The following is a 14,106-nucleotide window of genomic DNA, read 5'->3' on the forward strand; positions in this document are numbered from 1 at the left end:
CCTCCCTAAGGCAGCTGTGGCGGGGTCGACGCGGCCCGTTCTGATCGCACCTCGCCGCGACGAGCACCCGAATGCTCCCGCGGAAGGCAACGGCTTCCAGTCGACTTCTTTACGGTACGTCACTCTGGTCACATGCAACAGGGGCCCGTTCACCCCCGATAGGGGGCGAGCATCCGCCTCAGAGCAGCAGCCGTTCGACCTCTCGACGCCGCGATGAGGCAACGCCGTCGCGACGTCGCGCAGACAGCGAATGACGCACCAGACCGGGCAGCCGACCGAGTACCCGGCCCCAGCTCGGTCGGTCGATGTAGGCGTTGCGGGGGCGCACGAAGTCCGCGACCAGCCGAAGAGCGGTGCGCGCTGCGACTCGCGCGATCATGGACGGCGAGCCGTTGCGCACCACGACGGCCAGGCGATTCGTCATGCTCTGGCTGCGCACGAGCGTGCCGTTGCTCGACGAGCTCGCGGCGTGCCGGTGCACTACGACGGCATCGGCGGCGAGCGCTATGCGGTAGCCGGCGAGGCGGAGGCGCCACGCCACGTCGACGTCCTCGTAGTACATGAAGAGCGCAGGATCGAAGCCTCCTACGGCTTCGAGCGCGCCGCGTCGAATGAAGACGGCCCCGCCCGAGAAGCCGAACGGGTCCGGCCGAGAGAGGTCGTGCGACGCGAGGTCGCCCTCGACCGGCGCAAGCCAGTCGCGATCGAAGCCGTTGCCGTCGCGGGTGAGCTCGACACCGGTGCCGTTGAGCAGGGCTCTGCCTGTCTCCCCGTCTCGGACCCGGCGCCATAGGCGTCCGTCGAGCCCTACGAGGGTGTCGGAGTCGCGATCGACGGCCGGGACGAACTGCCCTTCGAGGATCACTGCGCCCGCGACCGCAGCGACGTCGCCGCCAGCACCCTGCAGAGCCTGGATCCCCGCTTGGAGGAAACCCGGCTCGACGACCGCGTCATTGTTGACGAGGACGACGACGGGCGCGTCGGACTCCCGGATGCCGCGATCGACGCCGCCGGCGAAGCCGGAGTTCTCGCGCACCTCGACCACCGTGACTGCGCCCAGATCGGAGAAGTCGGGGGCGGCACCCGGCGCGACCTCGTTCTCGACGACGACCACGTCGAATCCTGAGGCCGTCTGCTGTTTCATGAGAGCCGCGACGCACCGCCTGGTGAGCTCGGGTTGATGCCAGTCGACGACGATCACGGAGGCGCGCATCCGACCATTCTGTCGGACGCCGATCCTCTCGACGCCGACCAGCCCTCCGGGTTCGTTCGGAGACGGCTGACTATAGTGAGAGCGCCCATCGCGGGCCGATCCCACCTGTCACCAACGTGTTGGAGCATTTCGCCTTGTCAGTTTCCACGTCGAGCGTCGTCTCCGTCGTCATCGTCAACTTCCGAGGCACCGACGACACCCTCGAGTGCGTCGCACGGCTCAACGACGTCGACTGGCCGGCCGAGCAGCTCGAGATCGTCATCGTCGAGAACGGCTCCGGCGACGACAGCGAGACGCGGCTGCGCGCGGCCCTCGGCGAGCAGGAGAACGTCACCCTCATCGTCTCGAAAGAGAACCTCGGGTTCACCGGCGGAAGCAACCTCGGCGCCGAGAAGGCCCGCGGCGAGTTCGTCGCCTTCTTGAACAACGACGCCAAGCCCGGTGCCGACTGGATCCGGGGCGCTCTCGGCCAGTTCGCGGTCAGCCCGAGAGTCGCCGCCGTCGGCAGCAAGGTGCTCGACTGGGACGGCAAGGCGATCGACTTCGTGCAGGGCAGCCTGACCTGGTTCGGCATGGGCTACAAAGACCGGGTCACCGAGATCGACACCGGCGAGTTCGACACCCCCCGCGACATCCTGTTCGGCACCGGTTCGGCGCTGTTCGTGCGCAAGGCGATCTTCCACGAGGTGGGCGGCTTCGACGAGCGTCTCTTCATGTTCTACGACGACGTCGACCTGGGCTGGCGCCTCAACCTGCTCGGCTACCGGGTGCGCTTCGCCCCCGAGTCGGTCGTCTACCACAAGCACCACGGCTCGATGAAGAGCTTCGGCGAGTACCGCGAGATGTACCTGCTCGAGCGCAACGCGCTGATCCTGCTCTTCAAGAACCTCGACGACGAGAGCCTGTCGCGGTTCCTGCCCGGCGCCCTCGCTCTCCTGGCGCGTCGCGCCGTCGCGAAGAGCGGGCTCGACTCCGAGATGTTCGACATCCGCCGCTTCACCGGCGCCGAGGACGAGTTCGAGCGCGACACCCCCGTGAACAAAGACACGGTGGCCGGTCTCTTCGCCCTCGACCAGTTCGTGCAAGAGCTGCCGTCGCTGCAGCAGACCCGCGACGAACTGCAGGCCCGGCGCCAGCGCACGGACGGCGACCTCTTCCGGCTCTTCGGCGACATCTTCAAGCCGCTCTTCTCGGACGCCTACTTCCTCGACGGACTGCACTCGATCGTCGACGCCTTCGGGATCCGCGAGCACACCGAGCGCCGTCACATCCTGGTGATCACCGGCGACGCCATCGGCGAGAAGATGGCCGGCCCCGCCATGCGCGCGTGGAAGATCAGCGAGGCGCTGTCGCAGCAGAGCGACGTGCGCCTGCTCACCTGGAACGTCGCCAACCGCAAGTCGGATCTCTTCGAGGTCGACCGGGTGCGCCTCCAGAACGAGCGCGAGATGAAGGACCACGAAGAGTGGGCCGACGTCATCATCTTCCAGGGCCATGCGCTCCACCACTTCACGACGCTGAAGCACTCCACCAAGATCATGGTCGCCGACCTCTACGACCCGATGCACCTCGAGCAGCTCGAGCAGGGCCGCGAGTGGGGCCTCGCGCAGTGGAAGAACCAGGTGCAGTCGGCCACCGACGTGCTCAACGAACAGCTGCTGCGCGCCGACTTCTTCCTCTGCGCCTCCGAGCGCCAGCGCCTGTTCTGGCTGGGCCAGCTCGCGGGCCTCGGGCGGATCAACCCCGAGAACTACGCGGCCGAAGAGAACCTCAACAACCTCATCGCCATCGCGCCGTTCGGCATGGACTCGACGCCTCCCGTCCACACGCGCAAGGCCATCCGCGGCGTGGTGCCCGGCATCTCGGACGACGACAAGGTCGTCATCTGGGGCGGCGGGCTCTACAACTGGTTCGACACCATCACGCTGGTGCGCGCGATCGCGCAACTCGCCGAGCGTCGCCCCGACGTGCGCCTGTTCTTCCTCGGCGTGGCGCACCCGAACCCGGACGTGCCCGAGATGGCCATCGTCGCGAAGACCCGCGAGGAGGCCCGCCGCCTCGGCGTCTACGACAAGAACGTCTTCTTCAACGAGCAGTGGGTGGCCCTCGACGACCGCCAGAACTACCTGCTCGAGGCCGACGCGGGCGTCAGCACGCACTACGACCACATCGAGACTCAGTTCTCGTTCCGCACCCGAATCCTCGACTACATGTGGGCGAACCTGCCCATCGTCACCACCCGCGGCGACAGCTTCGGCGACCTCGTCGGCGCCGAGGGCATGGGTGTCTCGGTGCCCGAGCGCGACGTCGACGCCCTGACCGACGCCCTCGAGAAGATGCTCTACGACGAGAAGGCGGTCACGGCCGCGCGGCAGGCCGTCGGCCGCGTGCGCCAGGACTTCACCTGGGAGAATGCACTGGCTCCGCTCGTCGAGTTCTGCAACGACCCGCAGCCCGCTCCCGACCGGGCCGCGACCATGCAGTCGTCCGCCGCGGCCGTCGTGGTGCGGCAGCGCGTCCGCAGCCCGCAGACGAGCGAAGAGAAGTTCCACGTGATCGCGAACAGCCGCCACGGCCTCGTCCGCGACCTCAACCTGGCCCGCTGGTACCTCACCGAGGGCGGCGGCGTCAGCCTCCTGCAGAGCAAGGTCAAGAACCGCCTCGCGACGACCCGCGCCAGCAAGTACGGCAAGGACTGACATCCGCCTGGGCCGACACGGCGACGACGTGCCCTCGGCCCAGCCCCTCGGGGTATAGTTTCCAGGTTTTCCAAGGATGAGGTAGCAGCCATGACCACGACCACGACCACGACGGCGTTCACCCCCCTCGGTGACGAGCCGGACCCGGTCAGCGCCGCCCGTTTCGCGCGGCTCAAGGATGAGCCGCTCGTCGTCGCGGGCCAGCCGACCGGCGCCTTCGCCGGCCGCATCGGGATCATCCGCGACATCTTCGCGCACCGCAGCCTGCTCGATCTCCTCGTGCGCCGCGACCTCAAGTCGCGCTACAAGGACAGCGCGCTCGGCTTCGTCTGGACCCTGATCCGCCCGATCACCCAGCTGCTGATCTACTACGTGATCCTCGGCCAGGTGCTGGGCGCCGCCCGCAACATTCCCGAGTTCGCGGTCTACGTCTTCTCCGGCCTGACGGTCTACAACCTCTTCAGCGAGATCATCGGCGGCGCCACCGGCTCGATCGTGGCCAACGCCGGGCTCATCAAGAAGGTCTACGTGCCGCGCGAGATCTATCCGCTCGCCAGCATCGGCTCGGCGATGTTCAACTTCGGCATCCAGATCATCGTGCTGCTCGCGGCAACGGCCGTGACCGGCCAGTTCCCGATCCACCTGGGCCTGCTCTACTTCTTCCCATCGACGCTGCTGATCCTGATCTACGGCACCGCCTTCGGCCTCCTGCTCGCCGCTGCGAACGTCTACCTGCGCGACATGGGATACCTCGTCGAGGTGCTGCTGATGCTGCTGATGTGGGGCTCGCCCATCGTCTACGCCTGGGCGACCGTGGCTGCGCACGCCAAGCACTTCGGCCTCCTGCTGTCCATCTACACCGACAATCCGATCACCCTCGCCGTGCTCGGCTTCCACCGGGCGTTCTGGGTCGCCGGCCCCGACAACAACTACCCGAACGACATGCTTCTGCACATGATCGTCGCCGGCGTCATCGGCCTCGTGCTGATCGTCGTCTTCCAGCGCGTGTTCTCGCGCCTCCAGGGCAACTTCGCTCAAGAGCTCTAGAACGGACTCCCCCGATCATGACCATCACCACCGAGAACCGGCCCGTCTTCGAAGAAGAGCCCTTCCGCCCCCTGCGCGGCGCTCCGACAGTCGTCACCGTCGAGAACGTCTCCAAGCGCTTCACCATCCGCAAGGACAACTCGCTGAAAGAGCGGCTCGTCACGCTCGGTCGCGCCGGGCGCCGCAACAGCGAGGAGTTCTGGGCGCTCAAGAACGTCAGCCTCGAGATCCCCGCCGGCGCGACCATCGGGCTCCTCGGCCCGAACGGGTCAGGCAAGAGCACGCTGCTCAAGGCCATCGGCGGCATCCTCGACCCCACCTCCGGCACGATCAAGCGTCGGGGGCGCCTCGCCGCCCTGCTCGAACTCGGCGCCGGGTTCCACCCCGACCTCACCGGCCGCGAGAACGTCTTCCTCAACTCGGCCATCCTCGGCATGACGCGAGAAGAGACCGAGGCGAAGTTCGACGACATCCTCAACTTCTCGGGCATCGGCGACTTCATCGACACGCAGGTGAAGTTCTACTCGTCCGGCATGTACGTGCGACTCGCCTTCGCCGTGGCGATCCACACCGACCCTGACGTCCTGCTCGTCGACGAGGTGCTGGCCGTCGGCGACGAGGCGTTCCAGCGCAAGTGCCTCGACAAGATCCGCGAGTTCCAGCAGCAGGGCCGCACCATCATCCTGGTCAGCCACTCGCTCGGCCAGGTGCAGGAGATGTGCGACATGGCCGTCGTTCTCGCCAAAGGCGAGGTCATGTTCCAGGGCTCGGCTCGAGACGCGGTCAAGAACTTCCGCGACATCCTCGAAGACCGCCGCATCGCCGAGGCCGAGGCCCAGGGCAAGCAAGAAGAAGAGGTCAACCCCGGCAAGGTGCTGAGCGCCGAGATCATCGCCGAGGGCCGGGCGCCTGGCGACGAGTTCCAGCCGGGCGACAACCTGATCGTGCGGATGACCTACTCTCACGCGACGCGACTCGAGTCGTGGCACTCCGGCTTCAAGATCGAGGGCAACCTCGGTCAACCGGTGTACGGCACCGACAGCCGCATGCTCGGTTTCGTCCACCCGCCGATGGTCGGCGAGGCGACGGTCGAATACCGCATCGAAGACATCCACTTCGGGGGCGGCGCATTCTTCCTCCACGCGTTCTTCGCCAAGCCGACCGGCGAGCACATCGCCATCGAGCGGCAGGCGGCCCGGTTCGTGATGACGAACGACCTCGAGGGGTCAGGAACCGTGCGCCAGCACTCGACCCTCCGCCAGACGGCGGGATAGACGGGCACGGCGCCCGGGCACCGCAGCACGACCAGAGACGACCGTAGGAGCACCTGAATGAAACTGGCCGTCACCGCAATGGTCCGCGACGAAGCGGACATCATCCGACAGTGGGTCGACTACCACGTAGCCCAAGGCGTCGACGTCATCCTGGTCACCGACAACGGGTCGATCGACGGCACGCGCGAGATCCTGCAGAGCTACGCCGACCGAGGCCTCGTCGATCTCCGCGACGAGCCCGTGCAGATGAAGCAGCAGGGCCAGCTGGTCACCGGGATGGCGCGCGAGGCATCGTCCCGCTACGGTGCCGACTGGGTGATCAACGCCGACGCCGACGAGTTCCTGATGCCCGTCGATCGCAGTCTGCGGCTGCGCGACGTGTTCGAGAGGCTCGACCCGGCACTGGCCGCGTTCACCGTGCCGATCGTCAACATGGTCGGCAGGATCGCGAGGTCGGGCGCCGGCATCGATCGCCTCGTGTGGCGCGACGAGCGCACGAACGACGAACTGCAGCAGCGGGGTGTACTCGCCCAGCCCACGCCGAACGCGATCCATGTCGGCTCGCCCGACGTGACCGTCGTGCAGGGCAACCACCTCGTCAGCATCGGCAGCCAGGGCACTCCCCCGCCCACCCTCGCCCTCGAGGTCATCCACCTGCCGTGGCGCTCGTGGAAGCAGCTCGACAACAAGGTCGAGATCTCGGGGCGGGCCTACGACGCGAACCCCGACTTGGCGCCGAGCCCCAACCACCACGGCATGCTCGACTATCGCCGGCACCACGACGGCACCCTCTTCTTCTACTACGCCCTGCGAATGGTCACCGACGACGAGGCCGAAGCCGGCCCCTTCCGTCTCGACCGCAGCCTTCCCGACTTCTTCGACTCCCTCGAGCACGAGGGCGCCCCCTACCCGGCCGACCACCCCTACGCGGTCGATGCCGGTAAGGCCGCGTCCCGCGCGGGCGAGATCATCCTCTCGCGCGACCGAGAGCTGCGGCGCGAGCGTGATGAACGCCGTGTCGAGGCTGCGGGCGCGCAGCAGCGCGTCCTCGAGCTCGAACGCCACACCCGCGGCCTCGAGGCCGAGAACGCGCGGATCACGGCCGAGCTCGACGCCACTCATGCGCGCAAGGTCGTCCGCCTCGCGGACGCGCTGGGCAGCGCGGCGCGGCGCGGCCGCCGGTGACACCGCATGTAAACTCGTCGAGGCCCTTCCCCGAGAGCGATCCGGCGCCGAGCGCGCGGGGGGAGACGACAACGAACGCTCCCGACGTTCTCGAGAACCCAGGACTCAGACCCGCGTGAAACTCTTCATCCAGATCCCGTGCCTCAACGAGGAGACGACCCTCCCAGCCGTCCTCGAGACGATGCCCACACACATCGACGGAATCGACGAGATCGAGATCCTCGTGATCGACGACGGCTCGTCCGACCGGACGGTCGAGGTCGCGAAGTCGTACGGGGTCACCCATTTCGTGCGTCACGCGCGCAACATGGGCCTCGCCCGTTCCTTCCGCGACGGCGTGGACTACGCCCTCCTCCACGGCGCCGACATCGTCGTGAACACCGACGGCGACAACCAGTACCCGCAGGCGGCGATCCCCGAGCTCGTGCAGCCGATCCTGCGCGGCGAGGCCGAGATCGTCGTGGGCGATCGCCAGACCAAGACCATCGAGCACTTCTCGGGCTTCAAGAAGTCGATGCAGCAGCTCGGCAGCTGGGTCGTCAGCCGTGCCGCCGGCCTCGACCTGCCCGACGCGGCCAGCGGGTTCCGCGCGTACTCGAAGTACTCCCTGATCCGCCTGAACATCGTCACGCAGTTCAGCTACTGCATGGAGACGATCGTGCAGGCCGGCTACAAGCGCATCGCGATCACCAGCATCCCGATCACCACCAACCCGAAGACCCGCGAGTCGCGTCTCTTCTCGAACATCTTCCAGCACATGTTCCAGTCGGGCTCGGCGATCGTCCGGGCCTACCTGATGTACCGGCCCGTGGCCCTTTTCGCCTGGATCAGCATCGTGCTCGCCGTGGCCGGCCTGATCCCCTTCGTGCGCTATCTCGTGCTCCTCGCCGAGCACGAGGCCGGATCGAACCTGCAGTCGCTGCTCCTCGGCCTCCTGCTGATCGTGAGCGCCCTGCTCTCGCTCGTCATGGGCGTCGTGGCCGACCTCACGCGAATAAACCGGACGCTCGCCGAAGAGTCCCTCGACTACCAGAAGCTCCAGCGCTATGGCGACTGAGGCGGCGGTGACTCCGCCGTCAGCCGAGACCCGTCCTCGCGACGAGCAGGCTGCCGACGAGCCCCGCCCCGGGCGCCGCTCCCGGTTCTCAACGTGGCTGCGGACCCCCGGCGCGTGGATCGAGATCGCGGCCTGGGCGGCTCTCGTCGCGTTCGTCGTCTTCAGCCTCGGCATCCCCCTCCTCGGCCAGGGCACTTTTCTCAACACCGCGTTCCTGCACGACTTCGCCCCGTGGAGCGACGCGGCAAAGTCCGCGACGTCGACCAGCAACGTCTACGACAGCGATACGATTGACAGCGGCGCCCCGCAGGTCGCCCTTCTTGTCCGACTGGCCCACGAGGGCGTCTTCGCGCAGTGGAACCCCTATCTCTCCGGTGGCACGGAGCTCGGCGGTCTCCCCGACTCGGGCGCGTACTCGCCGCTCTCGCTTCCCTGGTGGATCCTGCCCCTCTCGTACGCTCCCGGCGTCGTCAAGCTGCTCGAGATCGTGGTCGTCACGGTCGGCATGGCCCTCCTCCTCCGCCGGTACAGCGTGCCCCGTGCCGGATGGCCGATCGCCGCCCTCGTCTTCTCGTCGTCCGGTTTCATGGTGGCCTGGACCAATTGGCCGCAGACCCGGGTCGCCGCCTTCATCCCGCTGCTGTTCTGGGCGATCGATCGCGCCGCCGCTGAGAAGAAGGCGCGCGACATCATCAGTGTCGGCGTCGCGCTCGCCTGCATGCTACTCGGCGGATTCCCGGCCGTCGTCGGCTACACGCTCTTCGTCGGAGCCTTCTACTTCGTCGTCCGCACGATCGTCGCCCACCCACGGATGCGGGAAATGGTCGTCAGCCTGGGGATCGTCGTTGGGGGGCTGCTGTTCGGCGTGCTCCTGGCCGCCTGGCAGATCGTGCCCTTTGCCCACAACGCCCTCAGCGTCATCAACTTCGGCGTCCGGGCCCAGAGCGGCGGCAGCGGAGCTCTCGGCATAGGCGCCCTCGTCACCTCGTGGCTGGCGGACGCCGAGAGCGAGCAGTCGCGCGGCCCCATCTTCGGCGGCGGCAACCCCACCGAGATCTACTCGTACGTCGGCGCTGCAGCTGTTGTGCTCGTCGCAGCGGCCGTGCTCATCCGCTCGCGATCACCGCACCGAACGGGTGCCGTGCCGCTCCTCATCGGCCTGCTCGCCCTGAGCGTCATCCTCGTGTTCCTCGGCGGGCCCTTGCTCGCAGCGGTCCGGCACCTCCCCGTCTTTGACTCCAACCCCATCGGCCGCATGCGATGCGACGTCGGCTTCTTCGCGGCCGCCCTCGCCGGCATCGGCCTGGGCAAGCTCGTCGAGCCCGAGAACCTCCGCGCCGAGTTCGCCCGCGTGCGTCGCGTCGCTCCGCTCTACTGGATCGGCCGCGCTGCAGTGGCCATGCTGGTGCTCGCCGCGGCCGCCTGGATCATCTGGCAGACGCGCGAGATCCTGTTCCCGATCTCGGCGGAGTACGTGCACCAGGTCAAGCTGGGCGTGCTCTGGACGGGCGGTGTCGCCGGTGCCGCCGTGATCCTGGTGCTCCTCGCCTGGATCCTGCGCTCGCGCATCGTCGGCCTCGTCGCCGGGGTAGGCATCATCGCCCTGGTCGCGGTTCCCGCCATCACCTCGGTGCAGGCCTGGTGGCCCGTCGCCTCCGACGCGTCGTTCTATCCGAATACCCCCGCTCTGAACTTCTTGAAGAAGAACCTCACGGCACAGCAGCGCTTCGCGACGTCCGGCCAGTCGACCCTCCCGGGCACGGCCTCGTATTACCAGGTGCGCTCGCTCACCGGTCACACCTTCCAGACCACGGCCTGGAAGCAGCTGATGACGGCCGTCGACCCGGCCTCCGCGACGACGCCGACCTATTCCACGCTATCGCCCGGCAACCTGCCCCGGTCGATCACCTCGCCGATCCTCGATCGCCTCGGCACCCGCTACGTCATCAACGATCCGTCGTACCCGCTCGTCGGGACGGGCGTGGGCGGGCCCGCGCCGGTCACGACTGACTCGCTGACGAGCACCTCGACATCGGTGAACACGACCACCTGGTCGGGTCCGGTCAACGGCTTCCAGTTCGCCGGGCCGGCGAACCTCGTCCACGTGCAGAAGGGGATGGAGCTCACCGTCTCGCTCATCGCCGACGGCACCGGCAAGACCCTGGCCTCGACGACCACCTGGGTCCAGACGTTCCAGGGAGCACGGTGGGTCGCGCTCAAGGGCGATTCGATCCCGACATCGACCTCCTGGCACGCGCGCATCTCGATTACCGGCATCCCGACCGGCAAGTCGGTGCAGGTCGGCACCACGTCCGCAGGGCTCGCCGCTGTCAACATCTACCGGCCCACGCCGGGCGCCGACGTGCGCGTCGTCCACACCGGCGACGCCACCATCTACCAGCTCCTCGACGCGGGCGACCGCGTGCACTGGGCTTCCAACCAGTCGGTCGAGACGACGGCCAAGGCCCGGATCGCGACGCTGCAGGATCCTGCAACACCGGCCGACGAGGTCGTCCTCAGCTCCCCGACGACGCACCAGGCCGACCCGCAGGGCACCGCGAGTCTCAAGCTTGACGCCAGCGACGTCAACGCGACCGTCGTGCACGTGAACGCCACGCTGGGTGGTTGGGTCGTAGTGGAGGACTCCCTGCAGCGTCCCGGCTGGTCGGCGACCGTCGACGGGAAGGCGACCGACCTCGTCACCGCCGACAACGCCGGCGCAGCGGTCTGGGTGCCGAAGGGCGAGCACACGGTCGACCTGCAGTACTCGACTCCGGGTCTCGGCGAAGGCGTCGTGCTCACCGTCGCCTCGATCGTCATCGCGGCGATCGTGTCGGCTCTCGTGATCGTGCTCGGGCGTCGAAAGCGCCCTCGCGGCCGTCTCGCTGCCCGCCCCCGGCAGTGACAAGGCCGTGAGCGTTCCCCCGATCGCCCGGCGCGACGGGATCGCGATCGGCGCCGCGACAGCCGCGTTCCTAGTGGTGCTCGTGCTGTGGTCGATGCTGACGCCGGTCTTCGGGGCGCCCGACGAGCTCGCGCACTTCGACTCGGTACTGCGGTTCGCTCTCGGATACGGCTGGGCGGCTCCCGGCCACGCGCCCTACCTGAACGCGGTCCTCGCCGCACGCTCCGAACTCCTGACGACGGGGCCCTCGGCACGGCCGACTCTCGAGGCTCTGCTGGCCGCCCATCCCGGTACGTCGCCGAGCACGATCGACCAGATGTCGCAGCACCCTCCGACGTATTATGCCGTCGCAGCCGGGCTGATGCACGCCGTCGGATTCCTTCACCTACGCTGGGACGTCGACCTCGCGATCCTGCGCCTCTTCGACTCCTGCCTCATCGCACCCCTCCCCCTCCTCGCGTGGGCGACGGTCCGCCGACTTGCGCACTCGAATCGCGCCGGCCTCGTCGGGGCCATGAGCATCGTTCTCGTTCCACAGGTCGCACTCGTCGGATCGGCGGTCACGAACGACGCGCCGCTGATGCTCTTCGGCGGCCTGACGATCTGGCTCGGCGCACTCGTGCTCACAGGCGACGTTCGCTGGCGAACCACGGTCGCGCTCGCGCTGGCGAGTGCCGCCGCAGTCGCCACGAAGGCCACCGGCTATCCGAGCCTGTTCTTCGTCATCCTGGTGCTCCTGGTGCTCTTCACAGGACGCCTGCGCTCTGCGCGCAGCGTCGCCCAGTTCGTGGTCGCCGGCGTCATCGTCGCAGCCCTGGGCGGCGCGTGGTGGCTCCGGAACATCGTCGTCTACCACCAGCTGCAGCCGGCCGGTCTCGTCCGAGCCGTCCTTCCGTGGCCGCCCGGTCACGGCCCGAACGTCGGTGGGTTCTTCGTAACCGAGTGGAACCACGTCACCTCGTCATTCTGGGGCGATTTCGGGCTGGTCCCGACGCCGACTGCGATCACGATCAGCGGCACCCTCACCGGAGTGCTCACCGTCGGCTCGATCGCTGTGATCGTGCTGTTCGCGTTCCGCCGGCGGTCGGGTCTGCGCGCGCCCATCGCCCTGGGGGCGCTTGTCGTGACCACGATCGTGTTGCAGCTCGGCAACAACTGGCAGTCCTATGCCGCCACCCATCTCGTGTCGGGCGACCAAGGGCGCTACTACTTCCCGTCGATCATCGCGCTCGTGGCTCTCGTCGCCCTCGGGCTCTCCAACGCGGTGCGGTCGGAGGTCACCCGGTTGATGGTCGGACGCGCTCTGGTGACTCTCGCCGTCCTGGTGGCCCTCTATGGCCTCGTCGTCGCTTTTCTCGGCTTCTACCAGGGTGGGAGCGAGCTCCCGACCCCCGCGGGCTTCCAGGCGCTGCGAGGAGCCACGACACTGGGATCGATATCGCTCCTCGCAGTGATCGTGCTCACCGTTGTCTTCGGGGGCGTCACCGTCGTCCTGGTGTGGCGCGGCCTCGCCGCCCCGCCCCGCGAGACCGGGCCTCACGAGCGCGGAATGCTGCGGCGAGGCGCCCACGCCGGCACGAGCTCGTGACGGCACCCGCCCCGACGCTGTCAGAGCACGCTGAGCCGCTCGTCGAGGGCAGCGACCGACGCTTCGGGCCGGAACGACTCCGCAGCCTCGCGCGCCGCAGCCTTTCGCGCGGCCAGGAGCGCAGGATCGCGGGCGAGCCGGACGATCGCATCGGCGAGAGCTTCGGGGTCTCCCGCAGCCACGTAGTCCACTGCGTCGCCGAACGCCCGGCGCTGCGGAGCAGTGTCGCTCGTCACGACGGCGATGCCGGCAGCCGCGCACTGGTAGACCTTGTTCGGTACGACCTTGGCGGCCTTCTCGGTGGCGCCCATGATGCCGATGCCGATGTCGCGGGAGGCCACGACGGCGGGCAGCTCGGCAGCGTCGACCCAGGGCTCCCACATGACCGGCGCGCCGCCCTGCGCCTTCGACCTGGCTGCCTTGAGATCCTGCCCCGACCCGATCATCGTCACCCGGATGCTGCCGTCGCCCGGCAGCAGGCCAATGGCGGCACCGATCGTCTCCGCGCCCTGCAGAGGCGTGAAGAGTCCGAAGAAGACCACGCTGACAGCCGCACCGCCGTCTCGGGGCGCGCCGTGCGCCGCCGCGGCAGCATCGTACCAGGGGCCGCTCGCACCGACCGGCACCACGACCGCCTTGCGACGAAGGCTCTCGGGCACCAGCGCCCGATGCTCCTCGGTGTCGACGACGTCGATGTCGGCCAGGGTCAGAGCACCGCGGTCAAGAAAGCGCAGCAGACGCTGCTTGAGGCCCGTATCGCCGACGCCGCGATCGGTCGCGGTCGTCGATGCGAAGATCAGGTGGTCGAGCACGATGGTCGTGCGCGGGAACATCAGGCGGGCGAGCCAGACGTCGAAGTGGCCCATGTAGCCGACGATCACCACGTCAGGCCTCGCTCGGCGCCGCGTGCGTGCCGCCGTCACGACCAGACGAGACCAGGCTCCTGCGAGCTTCCCGAGCATGCGGATCGCCCCCGTCTTGGAGCCGAGGAGCTCGACGCGCTGGGCGGTCGAGAGACCCAACGGCACGTTGGCCTCGTCGACGGTGTACCCGCGATCGCGGAGCCCTTCGAGGATCACCGCGATTCGCGGATGGCTCGCGACTTGATAGGTTCCAAAGGCAAGAATGCGCAACACGC

The 14,106-nt window shown here is 68.2% G+C and carries 9 protein-coding genes; 7 read left to right on the forward strand and 2 right to left on the reverse strand.

Annotated elements, in window-relative coordinates:
• Nucleotides 1-178: 178 nt before the first annotated feature.
• Nucleotides 179-1,213 (reverse strand): glycosyltransferase, encoded by a 1,035-nt coding sequence (locus tag AX769_RS18035; RefSeq protein WP_066282036.1) that lies wholly within the window; start codon nucleotides 1,211-1,213, stop codon nucleotides 179-181.
• 134 nt (nucleotides 1,214-1,347) lie between these two features.
• Here AX769_RS18035 and AX769_RS18040 point away from each other — a divergent pair, with 134 nt between their 5' ends.
• From AX769_RS18040 to AX769_RS18070, 7 genes are all read left to right on the forward strand, one after another.
• Entirely contained in the window at nucleotides 1,348-3,912 is a 2,565-nt protein-coding gene (locus tag AX769_RS18040) for a glycosyltransferase (RefSeq protein WP_066283961.1), read from the forward strand.
• Between the two features lie 90 nt (nucleotides 3,913-4,002).
• Nucleotides 4,003-4,959, forward strand: a complete 957-nt coding sequence (locus AX769_RS18045) for an ABC transporter permease (protein ID WP_066282038.1) — start codon at nucleotides 4,003-4,005, stop codon at nucleotides 4,957-4,959.
• Nucleotides 4,960-4,976: 17 nt separating this feature from the next.
• The gene (locus AX769_RS18050; protein WP_066282039.1) at nucleotides 4,977-6,233 is read left to right on the forward strand and encodes an ABC transporter ATP-binding protein; all 1,257 of its coding nucleotides are present in this window, start codon (nucleotides 4,977-4,979) and stop codon (nucleotides 6,231-6,233) included.
• A 57-nt stretch (nucleotides 6,234-6,290) separates the two neighbouring features.
• On the forward strand, nucleotides 6,291-7,418 hold the full coding sequence (locus AX769_RS18055; protein WP_066282040.1) for a glycosyltransferase family 2 protein: 1,128 nt from the start codon (nucleotides 6,291-6,293) through the stop codon (nucleotides 7,416-7,418).
• A gap of 115 nt (nucleotides 7,419-7,533) precedes the next feature.
• Complete coding sequence (locus AX769_RS18060) at nucleotides 7,534-8,475, forward strand: glycosyltransferase family 2 protein (RefSeq protein ID WP_066282041.1); 942 nt, start codon at nucleotides 7,534-7,536, stop codon at nucleotides 8,473-8,475.
• Between the two features lie 7 nt (nucleotides 8,476-8,482).
• Nucleotides 8,483-11,380, forward strand: a complete 2,898-nt coding sequence (locus tag AX769_RS18065) for a YfhO family protein (protein ID WP_157887718.1) — start codon at nucleotides 8,483-8,485, stop codon at nucleotides 11,378-11,380.
• A 7-nt stretch (nucleotides 11,381-11,387) separates the two neighbouring features.
• Nucleotides 11,388-12,968 carry a glycosyltransferase family 39 protein gene (locus AX769_RS18070; RefSeq protein WP_066282045.1) on the forward strand — a complete coding sequence of 527 codons (1,581 nt, stop codon included), beginning with the start codon at nucleotides 11,388-11,390 and terminating at the stop codon, nucleotides 12,966-12,968.
• A gap of 20 nt (nucleotides 12,969-12,988) precedes the next feature.
• Here the strand turns inward: AX769_RS18070 and AX769_RS18075 are convergent, their stop codons facing one another.
• The gene (locus tag AX769_RS18075) at nucleotides 12,989-14,047 is read right to left on the reverse strand and encodes a glycosyltransferase (RefSeq protein ID WP_204249233.1); all 1,059 of its coding nucleotides are present in this window, start codon (nucleotides 14,045-14,047) and stop codon (nucleotides 12,989-12,991) included.
• Between the last annotated feature and the right edge of the window lie 59 nt (nucleotides 14,048-14,106).

The organism is Frondihabitans sp. PAMC 28766 (assembly GCF_001577365.1).
GTDB lineage: Bacteria > Actinomycetota > Actinomycetes > Actinomycetales > Microbacteriaceae > Frondihabitans.